Below are 18,662 nucleotides of genomic sequence, written 5' to 3'. Positions count from 1 at the left end.
CCTTTCTCACGGACGGGTGTCGCCGCCCGATTCCAGTTCCTCCGAACCTCTCCCTGACCGCAACTCCCGCAGGAATCTCCGGTCCTCCCGTGACAGATCCGCCGACTCCAGCAGGTCGGGCCGACGCTCCAGCGTCCTGCGAAGCGCCTCCTGCCGCCGCCAGCGGCGAACATTCTCGTGGTGCCCGGAGACGAGCACCTCCGGCACCTCGGCCCCGCGAAAGACTCTCGGCCTCGTGTACTCCGGTGCGGAAAGCAACCCGGAGTAGATGGCGTCATCCTCCGCGCTCGCGAAATCTCCCAGAGCGCCCGGGAGAAGCCGCATGACCGCGTCGATCACAACCAGCGCCGCCAGTTCCCCTCCGGACAGGACATAGTCTCCGATGGAGATCTCGTCCGTCGCGTAGCGGTCCCGCACGCGCTCGTCGATTCCCTTGTACCGACCGCAGACCAGGAACACGGAGGATTCCTCCGCCAGATCCCGGGCCACATCCTGATCGAACCGCCTCCCTCCCGGCGAGAGGAAAACGACCCGCGGTTTCTCGTCGGCCGACTCCTTCTCCAAAGCTCCGTCGAGAGCCTCGGAGAGGGGGCCGGGCATGAGCACCATCCCCGCACCGCCCCCGAAGGGGAGATCATCGACCGAACGGTGCCGGTCGGTGGAGAACTCCCGGGGATCGACCGTCTCCACCGAAAGAACACCCTTGTCGACCGCCTGCCCGAGGACTGAAGGCCGACACCCCTCCCGGATCAGATCCGGGAAGAGCGTGAACACCGTAAACCTCACGACGCGCCCTTCTCCGCAGGCACATCAACCAGCCCGGGGAGAATGTGAACGGTCATCTTCCGTTCGTCGAGGTTCACTTTCCGAATCACCTCGGGGATGGCCGGGAGCAGAACCTCGCCGAGCTTCCCGCGAACCACCAACACATCGTTTGCCGGAAGCGTGAGCACCTCTTCCAGCGTTCCGATCTCGCTTCCCTCTTCGTCCGCAACCGACAGTCCCACGAGGTCGGTCACGAACCACTCTCCCTCTTCCGGCTTCGGAAGATCCTCCCGCGGGGAGAGGAGGACCGCTCCCCGAGCGCCCTCCGCCGCGGTCCGATCCGGCAGAAGGTCCAGCGCGAGGATGAGCCCTTTCCCCTTGGGCCGCCCCCCGATGACACAGACCGGTCGATCCTCGCCGGACTCCAGCCGGAGGACGAGACGCTTCAGTTCCTCCAGCTCCGCCAGATTCACGCCAAACAGCTGCGCGGAGATCTCGCCACGCAGTCCGTGCGGCTTTCCGAGGCGTGCCACTTCCAGAAGGCCCACGCGATCAGTCACCGTATTCCTCCCGGGCCCGTGCCGTTACTCAGGCGCTCTCCCCGGTCTTCTCTTCGGGAGCCTCTTCCGCCGCCGCAGTCTCTTCCGCCGCCGGGGCTTCCTCTTCCGCCGCCGGAGCCTCGTCCGCCGCCGTCTCTTCCGCAGCCGCCGCTTCCACGGCCTCGGCTTCGGCGGACTCCAGCTTCGCAACCACCTTCTTCGACGGGCGGTCGTCCCGCGCGCGCTCCAGCGTGCCGTCCACGCGACCGGTCATGTCGGACAGTTGCGCGCTGCCGTCCTGAACGGCGCGCCAGTGCGCCCACACCCCGGTCTTCGCCAGAATGCTCCGCACGGTCGGCGACGGCTGCGCACCCACGGAAAGCCAGTGCAGAACCTTATCCGCCTTCACCTCGATGACGGCCGGCTTCTTCAAGGGATCGTAGGTCCCGACCATGTCGATAAACCGTCCATCCCGACGATGAGCGCTCTCCGCCACCACCACGCGGTAGAAGGGTCGCTTCCGGTTTCCGTGTCTGGCCAGACGGAGCTTGACTGCCAATGAACTCTCACCTCCCCGCGTTCCGCGGCGAATGGACTCTGATCAACGACCGATGAGCCGACCGAAAGGCCCGCCCGCCATTCCTCTTTGTTTCCTGCCACCCTTCCGTCCGGACTTCCCGCCCATGCGCTTCATCATGCGGCGCATCTCGGTGAACTGCCGGAGCAGCTGGTTCACTTCCCGGACCGCCGTGCCACTTCCGCGAGCGATCCGCTTCCGGCGGCTCCCGTTCAGGATACCGGGCCGGGCTCTTTCCGCGGGCGTCATCGAACAGATGATCGCCTCTGTCCGGCGGAGACTCTTTCCGCCGTCTTCCTCGATCCGGGAGAGTGCTTCCCGGGGCACGCCGGGGAGCATCCCGACGAGTTGTCCGAGAGATCCCATTTTCCGGACCTTCCGAAGCTGGTCCCGAAAGTCCTCCAGGTCGAACTCGTCCCGGGCGAGCTTTCGGGTGACCGCCTGGGCCTCGTCTTCCGTGACCGCGCCCTGGGCGCGCTCCACGAGGCTCTGGACATCTCCCATGTTCAGAATGCGGGAGGCCATCCGATCCGGATGGAACAACTCCAGCGCCTCCGCACCCTCTCCGACGCCCAGGAACTTCACCGGAACGCCGGTCACCTGTCGGACGGAAAGCGCCGCGCCTCCGCGGGCATCGCCGTCCATCTTCGTCAGCACCACACCGTCGATGCCGATTTCCTGCTGAAAGGCCTCGGCGACACGGACCGAGTCCTGCCCGATCATCCCGTCCACCACCAGCAGAACTTCGCGCGGCTTCACACGGCCGCGAATGGCCGTCAACTCCGCCATCAGCTCCGCGTCCACATGAAGCCGACCGGCGGTGTCCAGAAGCACCACATCCGCGGCCTCGTTCACCGCCGCGGCCACACCCGCCGCGCAGATCTCCACCGCGTCGGACTCCGGCCCCTCATAGACCGGATGCCCCCCGGCACGAGCCAGCTGAATCAGCTGGTCCCGGGCCGCGGGCCGATACGGATCCGCAGGTACGAGATACGGCCGCCTTCCCTGCTCTACCAGCCAGCGGGCCAGTTTCGCGCAGGTGGTGGTCTTCCCCGAGCCCTGCAGCCCCACAACCATCACCGGAACCGGCGGGCTTCCGGAGAGAGTCGGGGCGGCGGTGGTGCCTCCGAGAAGCTCCACGAGCTCCTCGTGAACCACCTGAATGACCTGCTGCCCGGGATGAAGCCCCCGCAGGACCGTCTCCCCGACCGCGCGGGTCTCCACCCGCTTCACGAAGTCGCGGGCCACCCGGTAATGAACATCGGCTTCCAGAAGAGCGCGGCGAACCTCCCGCAGAGACTCCTGGATATTCTCCTCGGTCAGGACGCCCCGCCCCTTCAGGGCACGGAAGACTCCCTCCAGTCTCGAGCTGAGATCCTCGAACAAGAGAGCCTCCAAGGCACAAATCCCGACATTGAACGAGGGAAACTACCAAGCACCCCCGGGAGAATCAAGGAGAAACCCCGCGGCAGGGCCGGTCAGGGCGCCGAACTCCCCTGCTCCGGGTCCGCTGAGGGGCTTCCTGCCAGTTTCTGGAGGGTGCTCACAAAACCGGGCAGGTCCGGGTCGGTGAAGAGCGCGGACCCCGCCACCAGGAACTCCGCTCCCGCCGCCACGGCGCCGGGGGCGGTCGTCCGGCCGATCCCTCCGTCCACCTCAATCCGGTAGGAGTGCCCCGCGCTTTCGCGGAGCTGGCGGGCTCTGGCCAACTTGGGCTCCTGATCTTCCATGTAAGACTGCCCGCCGAAGCCGGGTTCCACCGTCATCACCAGCAGAAGGTCCAGCGCGTCAAGAAACGGCTCCACCTCCGCGAAGGGCGTCCCCGGACGAAGCGCCAGCCCCGGGCGCAGGCCCTGCACGCGGATCTCCTCCAGCGTGCCCGCCACATCCGCGCACGCCTCGACATGAACCGTCAGCCACCGGGCGCCGGCTCCGGCAAACGCCTCCACATACCGGACGGGCTCTTCAATCATGAGGTGCACATCCAGCGGAAGACGGGTGACTCGGCGAACTGCCTCCACCACGAGCGGCCCGAAGCTGATGTTCGGAACGAAGGCACCGTCCATCACATCGAGGTGGAGAAGATCCGCGCCGCCTGCCTCCGCGCGGCGGATCTCGTCCGCGAGGCAGGTGAAATCCGCGGCAAGAATGGATGGGGCCACGCGAACAACCGGTTCCATGCAACGCCTCCCGAGGATGTGCGGGAAGATAGCACGGTCCGCCCGGCCAGGGTCAATCCCCGGCAGAGACGACCAGGTCCACGGCCATTCCCGCCCAAACGCGGCTCCCGGCGGGCGGGTTCTGCCGAATCACCACGCCGCGCGCGGCAAACTCATCCGCCCGCAAAGACTTCTCCCCCAAGCGAAACCCGTGGTCCGTAAGGATCCGCTCAGCCTCTCTCACGGTGAGCCCGGCGAAGCGCGGCAGGACAAAGTCCCGGGCATCCCTACCGCCGCTCACCAGGAGAGCCACACGCGTCCCCTCCGCCCGCTTCGATCCGGCCGGTGGATCCTGCGAGATGACCGCGTTGTACTCCGCCGTCGGGTGCGACACCCGCAGCACCGCACCCGGGCGGAACCCTCCGGCCTCCAGCACAATCCCCGCCTGCCGGACCGTCTTCCCGGCCACGGAGGGCACTTCGGTGCGGCGCACCCCCAGAGAGACGGTCAACCAGACCTTCCGGCCGCGGCGAAGGATTTCGCCCGGAGCGGGGCGCTGTTCCACCACGGCGCCTTCCGGGTAACGCGTGTCGTGAACCTCCCGGTCCGCGACGGCGGTGAATCCCGACGCTTCCAGTTCCTCCCGGGCCTGCGGCAATGGACGCCCCGTCAGGTCCGGCAGGCGCGTCTCCACCCCGGCGCGAACGAAGGTGAGCATTCCCAGATGGAAGAGAACCATCCCGGTCAGGCAAGCCAGAACCGACGCCGCGCAGAACCCCGCAAGCCGCTTCACGCTTTGCCTCCGGGGAGAATCGCCGCGGCAAACGCCCCGTCGAGGGGAAGACGAGACGGGTCGGTACGATAGAAGTCCCCGTCCACGACCTCCTCGGGGAGGACCTCGCCCGCCGGAAGCAGACGGTCCTCCGGGTGCCGGTCGAGATAGGACGCCACCACGCCGTCGTTCTCCTCCGGTTCCAGCGAGCAGGTCGAATACACCAGAATCCCCCCCGGCCCAACCTGAGAGCGCGACGCTTCCAGAAGACGGCCCTGCAACTCCACGAGGCGGACGATCGCGTCCGGCCCGCGACGCCAGCGTGCGTCCGAACGGCGACCCAGGACGCCGGTGTTGCTGCATGGGGCGTCCACCAGCACCCGGTCGAAGCCGCCGTCAGTCACGGGACGCGTCCCGTCCGCCACGATGACCCGCGTGTTCCGGAGTCCCAGCGCCGCGACCGATGCCTCCACGAACCGCGCGCGCCCGGGAGAGATGTCCGCGGCCACCATGGGAGAGTCTCCGCAAAGCGAAGCCAGGTGCGTCCCCTTCCCCCCCGGCGCCGCACAGACATCCAGGATGCGAAGCCCCGGCTCCGGCCGGGCGACATGAGCGACCAGTCCGGCGGATTCATCCTGAACGACCGCGTGCCCGGCGCCGGTGATATCCTCCACGATGGGATGCCATCCGCCGGGCAGTCGAATCGCCTCCGGCAGGAACTCTCCTCGCTCGGCGGGAATCCCGGCTTCGGCAAGCTGGCGCTCAATCTCCTGTGGATCCACTCTCTTTGAGGCCACCCGGAGCGTCAAGGAGGGCTTGCGGTTTCCTGCTGCCGCGATCGCCATGGTCTTGCGGAAGCCGAACGCTTCCAGCCACCGGCGAAGCATCCATGCGGGATGGCTAGCCCGGGCTTCCAGATGCCCGACGGGATCTTCGGAGGCATCCGGTTCCCTGGCCGTGGCGAGGCGGTCAGGGGCTTTCCGCAACACGGCATTGACCAACCCGGCGGCACCCGGATTGCCGAAGTCGCGGGCCAGTTCCACGGAGGAGTGGACCATGGCATGAACCGGAATGCGGTCGAGGTGCTCCGCTTGATAGAGCCCCAGCCGAAGGACCCAGAGGATCGCCGGCGAGAGTTCCTTGAGCGGACGGTGCACCAGACTCTGGAGGTGCCAGTCCAGCCTCCCGCGCCACCGGAACACGCCGTGTACGAGTTCCGCGGCAAGCGCGCGATCGCGCCCGTCTGGGATGGAATCCAGAAGGCGATCCAGCAGTGCATCCGCCGGAAGTCCCGTCCGATCCCACTCCAGGAAGAGCGTGATCGCTGCGGACCGTGGATCGGTGGTCGACGCTAGCCCGCGTCTCCGAGAGTGTCCGCCTCTTCCGGGCGCGCGCCCCTTGCCCATGCCGAGCCCTCCATGCGGCCTTTGCCGGCCGGTTGCACCTCTTCCAGAGCGATCCGTCCTTCCGCTGTCCCCGCAAGGACCGCGGCCTCTTCCCGAACCACCCTCCCCGGCGGTGCGCTTCCTCCGACGGCGCGAACACGATGGATCTTGAGTCCCTTCCCGCGAAAGGTCGTATGCGCGCCCGGCCACGGCGAAAGTCCGCGTACGCGCCGCGCGATCGCGTCGGCGGAGTGGCGCCAGTCGATGCGTCCGTCGTCCTTCAGGAGACGCCGCGCCCAGGTCACGCCCTCCTCCGGCTGCGCCCGAGGCCCGACGGTTCCTTCCTCCAGCCCTTCCAGCGTCCGCGCCAGAAGCGGCCCGCCCATTTCCCCCAGCCGCCCCGTCAAGTCTCCGGCGGTCTCATCCGGCCCGATCGGTGTGGAGGCAGACAGGAGTGTGTCGCCCGTGTCTACCCCCCGATCCATCAGCATGGTGGTGACCCCGGTCTCGCGATCCCCCTCGATCACCGCCCACTGTACGGGAGCCACACCCCGATGGCGCGGGAGCAGCGAGAAATGCACATTCACGCACCCCAGACGCGGCAGCTCCAGAAGCCACCGGCGGAAGATCCGTCCGTACGCCACCACGGCCACGACATCCGGTCGAATCTCCTCCAGTCTCCCGCGAATCTCCGGCAACCGGGACGGCTGGAGGACAGGGATTCCGAGCGACTCCGCAGCCGTTTTCACCGGGGGCGGTGCCAGCGCCGCGCCGCGCCCGGCGGGACGATCCGGTTGCGTCACGACTGCGGAAATCTCCCAACCCCGCTCCGCAAGCGCCTCAAGAGACGGCACCGCAGAGGCGGGTGTCCCGCAGAAGACAATCCTCATGACTCAGCGAGTTCGCGAAGCCGCTTCTTCAGGAGCGCGCGCTTCATGGGACCCACCAGGTCGATGAACAACACACCGTCCAGGTGGTCGATCTCGTGCTGGAGAATGCGGGAGACGGTTTCGTGATCCTCAATCTCCAAAGGCTCCCCGGAAGAGTTCTTCGCATGGACGCGGATTCCTGCAGGCCGCTTGACGGTCTCGTAGATCCCCGGGATGGAGAGACACCCCTCTTCCATCGAGACCGCGGGACCCATGCTGTCCGCAACCTCCGGATTCACGAGGACGAGGGCATCTTCGATGCGCCGCTCCTCCTCTCCCGCAGGGACCGGCCACACGACCATCACCCGCTCCAGAACACCGATCTGCGGAGCCGCAAGCCCCACACCTCCGGCAAGTTCCACCGTGTCGAGAAGATCGCGAACGAGTTCCCGCAAGCTCTCGTCGAACGCCTCGACCGGTGCGGCCTTCTCACGAAGCACGGGATCTCCGTATCTGCGAATCTTCCGAACCGCCATGCTCAGCCGCTCTGCTTCCCGCCGCTCTTCGCCGCAGGTGCGGGGCCGGCGATCTTCACCTTGAGAAACCTCACCTTCACGCTGTCGTCCACCTTGAGAACGACCGCGTCCTCATGAACGGAGGCGACGGTTCCGTAGAGTCCGGACTCGGTGATCACCGCGTCTCCCTTCGCCAGGCCCTCCACAAACTTCCGGTGCTCCTGAGCCCGCTTCTGCTGCGGACGAATCAACAGGAAGTAGAAGATCCCCAGGATGATCAGGTACGGCATGAACACCATCATGGAGTTCGGCGCGGCCTGACCCTCGGGGCCCCGTCCTCCCATCAGCAGAATTTCGTGAATCATCAATCACTCCTCGGCGTTCGCCAGGCGGGAGAGTGTGGCATCCCGGACCTCGTCAAAGCGCTCGGTGAGGATGGCCTCCCGAAGCTTGTCCACCAGATCCAGGTAGAAGTGGACATTGTGCAATGTGAGCAGACGCGCCCCGAGCATTTCTCCCGTCTTCAGGAGATGCCGAAGGTACGCCCGCGTGTACTCCCGGCAGGTTTCGCACCCGCAATCCGGGTCCAGCGGCCCGAAGTCCCGCGCAAACCTCTCCAGTCTGAGATTCCGCGTCCCCCGTCCGGTAAAGGCCTGACCGTTCCGCGCGTTCCTCGTGGGCAGCACACAGTCGAAAAAGTCCACGCCGCGCGAAATGCCATCCACGAGATCCTCCGGCGTTCCCATGCCCATGAGATACCGGGGCCGGTCCGCCGGGAGGCAGTCGAGCGTCACGCCGAGCATGGCCCGCGTGAGCCCCTTCTCCTCCCCCAGCGAAAGACCGCCGGCAGCATAGCCGGGAAGGTCCAGTTCCACAAGAGCGGCTGCGGAAGCGCGGCGAGTCTCCTCGAGGAAGCCACCCTGGGTGATCCCGAAGAGCGCCTGCGGAAACCCGGATGCGGAGTCGGTCTCCGTGCGACGAAACTCCTCCGCGGCCCGACGCGCCCAGCGGATGGTGAGTTCGTCGGCGCGCGCCTGTTCCGCCGTTGAGGTGCCCGGAACGGGTGGGGAATCCAGCGGCATCATGATGTCCGGCGCCAGGCTCCGCTGCACGCGCACGACCGATTCCGGCGTGAACAGGTGGCGGCTGCCATCCAGGTGCGACTGAAAGGTCACGCCCTCTTCCGAGATGTTCCGAAGCGCGGCCAGGCTCACCACCTGATACCCGCCCGAATCGGTCAGCATCGGGCCGTTCCATCCGGAGAATCGCGCGATCCCCCCGGCCTCACGAATGACCTCCGCTCCCGGGCGAAGGAACAGATGGTAGGTATTCGACAGGACAATCCGCGCGCCGTTTTCGCGCAGGTCTCTGACGGACAGTCCCTTGACGGTTCCGCGTGTCCCGACCGTCATGAAGGCGGGGGTGGGCACTTCGCCGTGTGGGGTGCGGAAAGAACCCGCACGCGCTCCGGAGGATGCCGTCTGGTCGATGCGAAGCCGGAACATTACGCGCGCTTCTCCAGGAAGGTCGCGTCTCCATACGAGTAGAAGCGATAGCGCTCTCGGACGGCTTCCTGATAGGCGGAGAGGATTCGCTCCAGCCCTGAGAAGGCCGCGACCAGACAGAGAAGCGAGGACTTCGGAAGGTGGAAGTTGGTGAGGAGCGCGTCCACGCGACGCACAGGATCCTCCGGTCGAATGAAAAGGCGCGTCTCGCCCCGTGCGTCGGAACCGGTGAGGAAGTCCTCGTCGTCGAGCGACTCCAGAGCCCGCACGACCGTCGTCCCGACCGCAACGACGCGCCCGCCCCGCTCGTGCGCGGCCCGCACGGCCGCCAGCGTGGCCGCGGGGACTTCATACGACTCGGCGTCGAGGCGAACGCCGGAGAGGTCGCCGTCCGGAAGCGGACGAAAGGTACCGGCTCCCACATGAAGCACCAGCCGCGCAATCTCCACCCCCCGGGCGCGGACGCTCTCCAGCGCATCCGGGTCCAGGTGCAGCCCGGCAGTGGGCGCGGCCACCGCCCCGGGAACGCGTGCGAAGACGGTCTGGTAGCGGTCCCGGTCGGCTTCGTCGGGATCCCGGTGGACATACGGCGGAAGCGGAACCTGACCGTGCTTCCAGAAGCCGGAGTGACCGGCGGAATCTTCGTCGCCGGAAAGTTCCACGAGGAGCTTGCCCCCCTCGAGACGCTCGAGCACGCGGATCGACGCGTCGCCGTCGCCCAGTCGCAGCACCTCTCCCGATGCGAGCCGACGCGCCGGGCGGGCCAGCGCCTCCCACCCCGCGGAAGTCCGCCGCAGGAGGAATACCTCCACCGCTCCCCCGGTCGCCCGGCGGGCCTGGAAGCGTGCAGGGATCACGCGCGTCTCGTTGAGCACGAGAAGGTCTCCCGCATTCAGAAGCGCGGGGAAGTCGGCAAACGCGCCGTGCCGGGGTGATCCGTCCGCGGGAAGGTGCAGGAGTCGGGAGTCGCGGCGGCGGGCGGCCGGGCGTTGAGCGATCCGGTCCTTCGGGAGGTCATAGTCGAGGTCCGACGCCTTCAGCGACACGGCGGACATGCGCGGTTCACGCACCATCCGGAAACAGTCCGGCCTGCGCACGGACCGCCTCTCGGGCGCGGGACGGCAGCTCCACGCCCAGGTGAGCCGCCGCCGCGGCCGTCACCACCCGGCCCCGGGGGGTTCGCTCCAGGAACCCCTCCTTCAGGAGATAGGGTTCGTACACCTCTTCGAGCGTTTCGCCTTCTTCACCGACAGCCGCCGCCAGCGTGCTGAGGCCGACCGGCCCGCCTTCGAACTTGTCGAGAAGAGTCCGGAGGATGCGGACATCCATTTCGCCCAGCCCGATCTCGTCCACGCGGAGCATGTCGAGCGCTGCGGAAGCCGCAGTGCGGTCGATCTTCCCGTCAGCGCGCACCTCCGCGAAGTCACGCGCCCGGCGCAGGAGCCGATTGGCGATCCGTGGCGTCCCACGGGAACGCCGCGCGATCTCTGCGGCGCCCTCTTCAGTCAGCGGCACTTCGAGAATCCCGGCGGAGCGATGCAGAATGCTGCGGAGATCCTCTTCCGTGTAGAAGTCGAACCGCGCCACGAACCCGAACCGCGACCGCAGCGGACTGGTGAGCATGCCCGCCCGCGTCGTGGACCCCACGAGGGTGAAGCGCGCCAGATGGAGGCGAATCGAACGCGCGCCGGGGCCTTTGTCGAGGACGATGTCGATTCGGAAGTCCTCCATGGCAGGATAGAGAAACTCCTCCACGACGCGATTCAGCCGGTGGATTTCATCAATGAAGAGGACTTCCCCGTCTTCGAGGTTCGTGAGCATCCCGGCCAGGTCTCCCGGGCGTTCGACCACCGGGCCGGAGGTCACGCGCGCCTCGCCGCCCATCTCCCGCGCGAGAATCCCCGCAAGCGTGGTCTTGCCAAGCCCGGGGGGGCCCACGAGAAGCACATGGTCGAGCGGTTCCCCGCGTGTGCGGGCCGCTTCCAGAAAGATGTCGAGCGATTCGCGCAGGTGGGGCTGACCGACGAACTCATCGAGGCGAGTCGGCCGGAGGCCGTGGTCCCAGTCGCCGTCTCCCGGGGTTGCGCCCGGGTGGATATCCGGCTGTGAGTCTGGTTGCGGATTCACGGTTCCCCCACGCAAATCAGAGACGCCGAAGCGCCTGGCGAATCACTTCCTCCACGGGACGCTCTGTCCCGTCGTCCCGGTCCATGCCGCGCACGGCATCCCGAGCGGCCGACCGGGGAATCCCCAGTGCAACAAGCGCGGCCACCGCTTCCCGGTCCTCGGCGGGCGCGGGCGCAGCCCCCTCCGCATCTCCTTCCGGCGCGGGTTCCATCTTGTCCTTCAGGTCCGCGACAAGCCTCCGCGCAATCTTGCGCCCGACGCCCGGAATGGCGGTGAGCGCGGGAGCATCCTCCTGTCCGACAGCCCGCCGGAGCCCTGTCGGCGAGATCCCCGAGAGAATGCAGAGCGCGAGCTTCGGGCCGACACCCTGCACGCCCGTGAGCAGCAGGAACAGCGCACGCTCCTCCGACGACGAGAACCCGAACAGCGTCCATGTGTCCGGACGGATGGAGAGATGCGTCAGGAGACGAACCTCACCCCCCGGGCCGGGCAATGCCTCGCGGGTGAAGGCAGACACGAGCACATCGTAGCCGACGCCACCCGCCTCCACCACCACGCGGTCCGCGCCCAGTTCCACAACTCGTCCGCTCAGATGGTGAATCAATGCGTTCCTCCCGCCAGAGCGGGCATTCCGGCCCGCGACAGATGGCACCACGCCGCCGCCAGAGCGTCGGCCTCGTCTTCGGCGGGAGCGTTCGGAAGCCCGAGGATGCGGGTCATCATGAGTCCGACCTGCTCCTTGGACGCAGCACCATAGCCCACGGCGGAACGCTTGATTTCAGACGCGGAATACTCGGTGACCGGCGTCCCGGTCAGCGACGCCGCCAGCAGAATGACCCCGCGGGCCTGCCCGAGAGCGAGCGCGGTCTTCACATTTCGATGCAGAAAGGTGGACTCAATCACGAGGATGTCCGGGGGCGTCTGTTCAAGGAGCGATCGAAGCTGAAGGTGAATCTCCTTCAACCGGTCCGACAGCGGCGCGCGGCGAGAAGGCCGAATGACGCCGGAGGAGATCCTGCGCGCACTCCGGGAGTCTCCCTCCAGAAGGCCGAAGCCCGTGGCCACAGTGGAAGGATCCACCCCCAGAACGATCAAGCCACGCTCCTATTCCCCGAGGGACCGCAGAACTTCCTCGGAAATGTCGAAGTTGGAGGATACGCGCTGCACATCGTCCTGATCCTCCAGTGCCTCCAGAAGGCGAAGCGTCTGCTCGGCCACCTTCGCGTCCACCTCGACGGTGTTCTTCGGAATCCACGACTGCTCGGCGGCAATCACCTTCGCCCCGTCTGCTTCCAGAGCTTCCCGAACAGTCGCCACCTCTGCCGGACCGGTGTAGACGAGGCAGTTTCCATCATCCATCGAGAAGTCCTCGGCGCCCGCTCCAAGCACGAGTTCCATGGCGGACTCTTCATCCAGATCCGCGGCGTCGAGCGTGATGACCCCGCGAAGATCGAACATCCACGCGACGCAACCCGCCTCGCCCAGCGACCCCCCGTTTTTCGAAAGGATATGCCGGACCTCGCTGACCGTTCGGTTTCGGTTGTCCGTCAGGGTGTCAATGAAGAGTGCCACTCCGCCGGGGCCGTACCCTTCGTAGTTCACCTCGTCGTAGGTGGTGCCCTCCAGTTCACCCGTGCCGCGCTTGATGGCCCGATCGATGTTTGCGGACGGCATATTGGCATCGCGCGCCGCAGTGACCGCCGCACGAAGCCGGTTGTTGCCGTTGACATCGCCGCCGCCCGCGCGGGCCGCAGTGATGATCTCCCGGATGAGCTTCGTGAAGAGCTTGCCCCGCTGGGCATCCTTCGCGCCCTTCTTCCGTTTGATGGTGCTCCACTTGGAATGGCCGGACATGGCTTACCCTCACGGTTCCTGTTCGCACCTCCGCCTACCCGGACGGAGTGCTACTTCTTGACTTCTTCTTCCGTCAGCTTGAGAGAGTCCGCGATGATCCGCTCCTTCTGATCCCGGGGAACTTCCTCGTAGTGAGAGAACGACCGGGAGTGTGTCCCGCGCCCCTGGGTCATCGCGCGAAGGTCGGTGGCGTAACGCTGAAGCTCGGCCCGCGGGCCCGTCGCGTTGATGACCTGCATCTCGCCCACCGCTTCCATCCCGCTGATTCGGCAACGACGCGAAGAGAGATCTCCCATGACATCTCCCATGTAGTCCTTGGGAATCATCACGACGATGATCCAGTGGGGCTCCAGCAAAACGGACTGTGCCTCCGCAAGCGCTTTCTTGAAAGCCAGCGAACCGGCGACTTTGAACGCCGCTTCGGAGGAGTCCACGGCGTGGTAACTGCCATCGTAGAGCGTGACCTTGAAGTCCACGACGGGATACCCCGCAAGCGTTCCTTCCGAGAGCGATTCGCGAATGCCCTTTTCCACCGCCGGGATAAACCGACCCGGGACCACGCCGCCGACGATTTCATCCTCGAAGACGAAGCCGCCCCCGGAAGGGAGAGGCTCCAGGCGAATGTAGACATCGCCGAACTGCCCGCGACCGCCGGTCTGCTTCTTGTGGCGACCCTGGACATCCGCCTTGCCGCGAACCGTCTCGCGGTATGGGATGCGCGGAGTCTCCAGATCTACTTCGACATGGAACCGCGCGGTCAGCCGCTTCATGAGAAGGTCCAGGTGGGCCTCTCCCATGCCGGACACGACGGTCTGGCGGGTCTCGTCTTCGAAGTGATACGCAAAGGTGGAGTCTTCCTGCGCGAGTCGCGCGAGCCCGGTGGAGATCTTGTCCTCTTCCCCCTTGGTGCGCGCTGAGACGGAGAAGTCGATAATGGGCTCGGGGAACTTCACCGGCGTCAACTTCACCGGAGCGGAGCGATCGCAAAGTGTGTCGTTGGTTCGGGAGTTCTTGAGCTTCACGGCAATCCCGATGTCTCCCGCGGACAGCGTGCCCGTGTCCGTCCGGGTCTTCCCGACGACATGGTACAGCTGCGCAATCTTCTCCGCGCGATCCTGACCGGAGTTGTACACCTCCGCACCTGCCGTCAGCACTCCCGAGTAGACCTTGACGAAGTACACTTCTCCGACATGCGGCTCAATGGCCGTCTTGAACACAAGCGCGGAAAGGGGCGCATCGGGGGAGGGCTCTCTCAGTTCCTTCTCGTCGGTCTCCGGATGGACACCTTCCACAGCCCCGATGTCCGTACAGCCGGGCAGCAGGTCCGCAATGCCATCGAGAAGTTGGGCGCTTCCCTGGTTCCGAATGGCCGACATGTAGAAGACCGGGTAGAGATCTCCCTGCGCGATGCCCTCATGCACGCCGCGAACGAGGTCCTCCTGCGAGAGTTCCCCCTCGTCGAAGTACTTGTTCATCAGCTCTTCGCTGCTCTCGGCGGCGTTCTCCATGAGGTCCGCGCGCGCCTGTTCCAGCGCGTCCGCGAACTCCGCGGGGACCTCACCTTTGACGCCTTTCCCCGTGTTCCCGTCGAAAGTGACTGCCTGATTCCGAATGACATCCACGACGCCGCAGAAGTCCTCGCCGGAACCCATGGGGATCTGCATGGCGACAGCCTTCGGGGAGACCTTCTCGCGAACGGAGGCCAGCGCGGCTGCGCCATCCGCCTGTTCCTTGTCCATACCGTTGATGACGATCGCCCTCGGCATTCCAAGGGTCCGCGCCTGAGCCCAGGTCAGCTCCGATCCGACCTCTGCTCCGGAGTCCGCCGCCACCACAAGAAGTGCCGCGTCTCCGGCGTGGAGGCCGGAAGCCACCTCACCGGAAAAGTCCGCGAAACCCGGCGTGTCCAGAAGGTTCAGCTTCTTACCGCCGTGCTCGATGGCCGCCATCGAAAGGGCCACGCTGTGCTTCTTCTGCTCGTCTTCCAGATAGTCCAGTGCGGTGGTGCCTTCCAGAATGCTTCCCATGCGGGGAATGACCTTCGTCGTCACGAGGAGAGCCTCGACCACGGTGGTCTTCCCCGCGCCACCGTGGCCGATCAGTGTCACATTTCGGTGCGCCTCGGGCTGATACTGTTTCACGGGGTGCCTCCCTTCGCCGGTTTCCTGCGGATATTTCCCACGCTACAGGGCGGTTCAGGATACGGGCGACGGCCTTGTGAGTCAACGGCGGGAGCGCGCCCCCGTCCCTGCCTGCACACAACCGCCGAAACAAAAAAGGGGCCGTGCACGAAGCACGACCCCCTCTAAGAATCCCGGCGGCGTCCTACTCTCCCACCCGGTGGCCCGGGCAGTACCATCGGCGCTGGTGGGCTTAACTTCCGTGTTCGGAATGGGAACGGGTGTGACCCCACCGCCATGGCCGCCGAGAAGACAAACCGGTCAGAAGAATTGACAAACTCGAGGAGACGATATGGGAAAAAGGGCGCGAGGATGATCGAGATAAGATCAAGCCTCACGGGTAATTAGTACGGGTCGGCTGAACGCATTGCTGCGCTTACACCTCCCGCCTATCGACCTTGTAATCTCCAAGGACCCTTCAGCCACTTTCGTGGAGGGAAGTCTCATCTTGAGGTGGGCTTCCCGCTTAGATGCTTTCAGCGGTTATCCCTGCCGAACATAGCTACCCAGCGATGCATCTGGCGACACAACTGGTACACTAGAGGTTCGTCCATCCCGGTCCTCTCGTACTAGGGACAGATCCTCTCAAACTTCCTAACGCCCACGGCGGATAAGGACCGAACTGTCTCACGACGTTCTGAACCCAGCTCGCGTACCGCTTTAATTGGCGAACAGCCAAACCCTTGGGACCTGCTTCAGCCCCAGGATGCGATGAGCCGACATCGAGGTGCCAACCCTCCCCGTCGATATGAACTCTCGGGGGAGATAAGCCTGTTATCCCCGGCGTACCTTTTATCCGTTAAGCGACGGCCCTTCCACTCGGAACCGCCGGATCACTAAGACCTGCTTTCGCACCTGCTCGACTTGTGAGTCTCGCAGTCAAGCTCCCTTGTGCCTTTACACTCTACGCGCGATTGCCAAACGCGCTGAGGGAACCTTTGTGCGCCTCCGTTACGATTTAGGAGGCGACCGCCCCAGTCAAACCGCCCACCTGACACTGTCCCGCGGCCTGCTTCAAGGCACGCGGTTAGAAACTCGACATTACGAGGGTGGTATTTCAAGGTTGGCTCCATGAGAGCTGGCGCCCCCACTTCAAAGCCTCCCACCTATCCTACACGAGCAAAGCCAAGTTCCAATATCAGGCTGCAGTAAAGGTGCACGGGGTCTTTCTGTCCTGCCGCGGGTACACGGTATCTTCACCGTGACTGCAGTTTCGCCGAGTCCGTGGTTGAGACAGTACCCGAGTCGTTACACCATTCGTGCAGGTCGGAACTTACCCGACAAGGAATTTCGCTACCTTAGGACCGTTATAGTTACGGCCGCCGTTTACCGGGGCTTCATTTTGAAGCTTCGCTTACGCTAACTTCGCCATTTAACCTTCCGGCACCGGGCAGGTGTCAGTCCCTATACGTCGTCTCAGCGACTTAGCAGAGACCTGTGTTTTTGGTAAACAGTCGCTCAGGTCATTTCACTGCAGCCCCTTCGAGCTCCACTCGCGAGGAGCTTCACTCTAACAGGGCACCCCTTATCCCGAAGTTACGGGGTCATTTTGCCTAGTTCCTTAACCACGGTTATCTCGAGCACCTTAGGATTCTCTCCTCACCTACCTGTGTCGGTTTACGGTACGGTCGCCTGCGCAGCTCCCTTAGAGGTTTTTCTTGGCAGTATGGTACCCGTCAGTTTGTGGCCCTAAGGGCCTCCCCGTCGCCTCTCAGAATTGATTCCGCGGATTTGCCTACGGAACCTCCCTACAGGCTTGGACCTCCACTTCCAGTCGGAGGCTGACATTCCCTTCTGCGTCACCCCATCGGTCAGACGCTACGCCGGCGGTACAGGAATATTGACCTGTTTCCCATCGTCTACGCCTTTCGGCCTCGACTTAGGAGCCGACTAACCCTGAGCGGATTGACCTTGCTCAGGAAACCTCGGGTTTTCGGTGAGCAGGGTTTTCACCTGCTTTATCGCTACTCGTTCCAGCATCTTCTCTTCCCATAGCTCCAGCGCGCCTCACGACGCACATTCGACGCCAGGGAATGCTCCCCTACCGATCCCTCCGAAGAGGAATCCCGCAGCTTCGGTGCAGGACTTGAGTCCCAAGAATTATCGGCGCAAGATCACTTGACTGGTGAGCTGTTACGCTTTCTTTAAATGGTGGCTGCTTCTAAGCCAACATCCCAGTTGTCAATGCAGTCCCACATCCTTCCTCACTTAGTCCCGACTTGGGGACCTTAGCTGGCGATCTGGGTTGTTTCCCTCTCGGCTATGGAGCTTAGCCCCCACAGCCTGACTCCTGCGTTCTGGCTTATCGGCATTCGGAGTTTGAATGGGTTCGGTAACCTGGTGGGGCCCCTAGCCCAGTCAGTGCTCTACCACCGACAAGGAACACGCAAGGCTATTCCTAAAAATATTTCGGGGAGAACGAGCTATCTCCAGGTTTGATTGGCCTTTCACCCCTACCCACAGCTCATCCCCTAGCTTTTCAACGCTAGTGGGTTCGGACCTCCACGCACTATTACATGCGCTTTATCCTGGCCATGGGTAGATCACCTGGCTTCGCGTCTACCGGATGCGACTGGTCGCCCTATTCAGACTCGCTTTCGCTACGGCTCCGTGGTAACGCCACTTAACCTCGCCACATCCGAGTAACTCACTGGATCATTATGCAAAAGGCACGCGGTCAGTTCGACGGTCTCCCGAAGGAGTCCGGGTCACCTTCCACAGCTTGTAGGCAAACGGTTTCAGGTACTATTTCACTCCCCGCCAGGGGTGCTTTTCACCTTTCCCTCACGGTACTGGTTCACTATCGGTCGTCAGAGAGTATTTAGCCTTGCGGGGTGGTCCCCGCAGGTTCCCACAGGATTTCACGTGTCCCGCGGTACTCGGGTGTTGAACCCAGGGAGTTCCGGAGTCTTTCGCCTACGGGGCTGTCACCCACTATGGCCGGCCTTTCCAGGACCGTTTGGCTAGACTCGGAATTTCTGACTCCCCGACCCCCCCGCACGGGGGTCCGGTCCAATCCCACAACCCCGGATGCGCAACGCGCGCGGGCTATCACACGCTTCCGGTTTGGGCTCTTCCCCTTTCGCTCGCCGCTACTCAGGGAATCGAGATTTCTTTCTCTTCCTAGGGGTACTTAGATGTTTCAGTTCCCCCCGTTGGCCACCCGCGGACTATGTATTCATCTGCGGGCTGCACTGGACATTACTCCAGGCGGGTTTCCCCATTCGGACATCCCCGGATCAAAGCTTGTTTGCAGCTCCCCGAGGCTTATCGCAGCTTACCACGTCCTTCATCGGCTCCATGTGCCTAGGCATTCCCCGTACGCCCTTAATAACTTTACCAAAGTTGTGTCGTTAAGAAACGCTACCACGTCAATTTCCACATTGTCAAAAAACATATTGTGTTCCACTTGGGA

The 18,662-nt window shown here is 64.5% G+C and carries 17 protein-coding genes and 2 rRNA genes; all 19 read right to left on the bottom strand.

What is annotated here, in order from left to right; translation table 11 throughout:
- Positions 1–6 precede the first annotated feature (6 nt).
- The 19 genes from trmD to QF819_08700 all read right to left on the bottom strand — a co-directional run bounded on the left by trmD (position 7) and on the right by QF819_08700 (position 18,588).
- Positions 7–786, bottom strand: coding sequence for a tRNA (guanosine(37)-N1)-methyltransferase TrmD (trmD, locus tag QF819_08790; GenBank protein MDP6803254.1), 780 nt, complete (start codon positions 784–786; stop codon positions 7–9).
- Positions 783–1,325 carry a ribosome maturation factor RimM gene (rimM, locus tag QF819_08785; GenBank protein MDP6803253.1) on the bottom strand — a complete coding sequence of 181 codons (543 nt, stop codon included), beginning with the start codon at positions 1,323–1,325 and terminating at the stop codon, positions 783–785. The genes trmD and rimM overlap by 4 nt, the downstream gene beginning before the upstream one ends.
- A gap of 28 nt (positions 1,326–1,353) precedes the next feature.
- On the bottom strand, positions 1,354–1,863 hold the full coding sequence (gene rpsP / locus QF819_08780) for a 30S ribosomal protein S16 (protein MDP6803252.1): 510 nt from the start codon (positions 1,861–1,863) through the stop codon (positions 1,354–1,356).
- A gap of 42 nt (positions 1,864–1,905) precedes the next feature.
- Positions 1,906–3,267: a signal recognition particle protein gene (gene ffh, locus QF819_08775; protein MDP6803251.1), complete on the bottom strand. Its 1,362-nt coding sequence runs from the start codon at positions 3,265–3,267 to the stop codon at positions 1,906–1,908.
- Positions 3,268–3,359: 92 nt separating this feature from the next.
- Positions 3,360–4,061 (bottom strand): ribulose-phosphate 3-epimerase, encoded by a 702-nt coding sequence (gene rpe, locus QF819_08770; protein ID MDP6803250.1) that lies wholly within the window; start codon positions 4,059–4,061, stop codon positions 3,360–3,362.
- A gap of 52 nt (positions 4,062–4,113) precedes the next feature.
- A complete protein-coding gene (locus QF819_08765; protein MDP6803249.1) occupies positions 4,114–4,833 on the bottom strand; it encodes a PASTA domain-containing protein in 720 nt (239 codons plus the stop codon).
- Positions 4,830–6,218 carry a 16S rRNA (cytosine(967)-C(5))-methyltransferase RsmB gene (gene rsmB / locus QF819_08760; protein ID MDP6803248.1) on the bottom strand — a complete coding sequence of 463 codons (1,389 nt, stop codon included), beginning with the start codon at positions 6,216–6,218 and terminating at the stop codon, positions 4,830–4,832. Before rsmB ends, QF819_08765 begins: the two co-directional genes overlap by 4 nt.
- Positions 6,164–7,087, bottom strand: a complete 924-nt coding sequence (fmt, locus tag QF819_08755; protein MDP6803247.1) for a methionyl-tRNA formyltransferase — start codon at positions 7,085–7,087, stop codon at positions 6,164–6,166. Before fmt ends, rsmB begins: the two co-directional genes overlap by 55 nt.
- On the bottom strand, positions 7,084–7,602 hold the full coding sequence (gene def, locus QF819_08750; protein ID MDP6803246.1) for a peptide deformylase: 519 nt from the start codon (positions 7,600–7,602) through the stop codon (positions 7,084–7,086). Before def ends, fmt begins: the two co-directional genes overlap by 4 nt.
- Positions 7,603–7,604: 2 nt before the next feature.
- Positions 7,605–7,946 (bottom strand): preprotein translocase subunit YajC, encoded by a 342-nt coding sequence (gene yajC, locus QF819_08745; GenBank protein MDP6803245.1) that lies wholly within the window; start codon positions 7,944–7,946, stop codon positions 7,605–7,607.
- A gap of 3 nt (positions 7,947–7,949) precedes the next feature.
- Positions 7,950–9,086: a tRNA guanosine(34) transglycosylase Tgt gene (gene tgt, locus QF819_08740; GenBank protein MDP6803244.1), complete on the bottom strand. Its 1,137-nt coding sequence runs from the start codon at positions 9,084–9,086 to the stop codon at positions 7,950–7,952.
- On the bottom strand, positions 9,086–10,159 hold the full coding sequence (gene queA, locus QF819_08735) for a tRNA preQ1(34) S-adenosylmethionine ribosyltransferase-isomerase QueA (GenBank protein ID MDP6803243.1): 1,074 nt from the start codon (positions 10,157–10,159) through the stop codon (positions 9,086–9,088). The genes tgt and queA overlap by 1 nt, the downstream gene beginning before the upstream one ends.
- Complete coding sequence (gene ruvB / locus QF819_08730; GenBank protein MDP6803242.1) at positions 10,149–11,213, bottom strand: Holliday junction branch migration DNA helicase RuvB; 1,065 nt, start codon at positions 11,211–11,213, stop codon at positions 10,149–10,151. The genes queA and ruvB overlap by 11 nt, the downstream gene beginning before the upstream one ends.
- Before the next feature lie 16 nt (positions 11,214–11,229).
- Positions 11,230–11,817: a Holliday junction branch migration protein RuvA gene (ruvA, locus tag QF819_08725; protein ID MDP6803241.1), complete on the bottom strand. Its 588-nt coding sequence runs from the start codon at positions 11,815–11,817 to the stop codon at positions 11,230–11,232.
- The gene (gene ruvC, locus QF819_08720; protein ID MDP6803240.1) at positions 11,814–12,308 is read right to left on the bottom strand and encodes a crossover junction endodeoxyribonuclease RuvC; all 495 of its coding nucleotides are present in this window, start codon (positions 12,306–12,308) and stop codon (positions 11,814–11,816) included. Before ruvC ends, ruvA begins: the two co-directional genes overlap by 4 nt.
- A 9-nt stretch (positions 12,309–12,317) precedes the next feature.
- Positions 12,318–13,067, bottom strand: coding sequence for a YebC/PmpR family DNA-binding transcriptional regulator (locus tag QF819_08715; protein ID MDP6803239.1), 750 nt, complete (start codon positions 13,065–13,067; stop codon positions 12,318–12,320).
- Between the two features lie 50 nt (positions 13,068–13,117).
- On the bottom strand, positions 13,118–15,208 hold the full coding sequence (fusA, locus tag QF819_08710; GenBank protein ID MDP6803238.1) for an elongation factor G: 2,091 nt from the start codon (positions 15,206–15,208) through the stop codon (positions 13,118–13,120).
- Between the two features lie 171 nt (positions 15,209–15,379).
- Positions 15,380–15,496, bottom strand: a 5S ribosomal RNA gene (gene rrf / locus QF819_08705).
- Positions 15,497–15,570: 74 nt separating this feature from the next.
- Positions 15,571–18,588: ribosomal RNA gene (locus QF819_08700) — 23S ribosomal RNA — on the bottom strand.
- Positions 18,589–18,662: the final 74 nt, after the last annotated feature.

The organism is Gemmatimonadota bacterium (assembly GCA_030747075.1).
Lineage (GTDB): Bacteria > ARS69 > ARS69 > ARS69 > ARS69 > ARS69.
The sequence above is the reverse complement of the archived record's forward strand: the minus strand, read 5'-3'. Positions and strand labels throughout refer to the sequence as shown.

Bases quoted from the DNA above. Each gene is read 5' to 3' on its own strand.
- rpe (MDP6803250.1), bottom strand. From the start codon at position 4,061: ATGGAACCGGTTGTTCGCGTGGCCCCATCCATTCTTGCCGCGGATTTC.
- rsmB (MDP6803248.1), bottom strand. From the start codon at position 6,218: ATGGGCAAGGGGCGCGCGCCCGGAAGAGGCGGACACTCTCGGAGACGC.
- fmt (MDP6803247.1), bottom strand. From the start codon at position 7,087: ATGAGGATTGTCTTCTGCGGGACACCCGCCTCTGCGGTGCCGTCTCTT.
- def (MDP6803246.1), bottom strand. From the start codon at position 7,602: ATGGCGGTTCGGAAGATTCGCAGATACGGAGATCCCGTGCTTCGTGAG.
- yajC (MDP6803245.1), bottom strand. From the start codon at position 7,946: ATGATTCACGAAATTCTGCTGATGGGAGGACGGGGCCCCGAGGGTCAG.
- tgt (MDP6803244.1), bottom strand. From the start codon at position 9,086: ATGTTCCGGCTTCGCATCGACCAGACGGCATCCTCCGGAGCGCGTGCG.
- queA (MDP6803243.1), bottom strand. From the start codon at position 10,159: ATGGTGCGTGAACCGCGCATGTCCGCCGTGTCGCTGAAGGCGTCGGAC.
- QF819_08715 (MDP6803239.1), bottom strand. From the start codon at position 13,067: ATGTCCGGCCATTCCAAGTGGAGCACCATCAAACGGAAGAAGGGCGCG.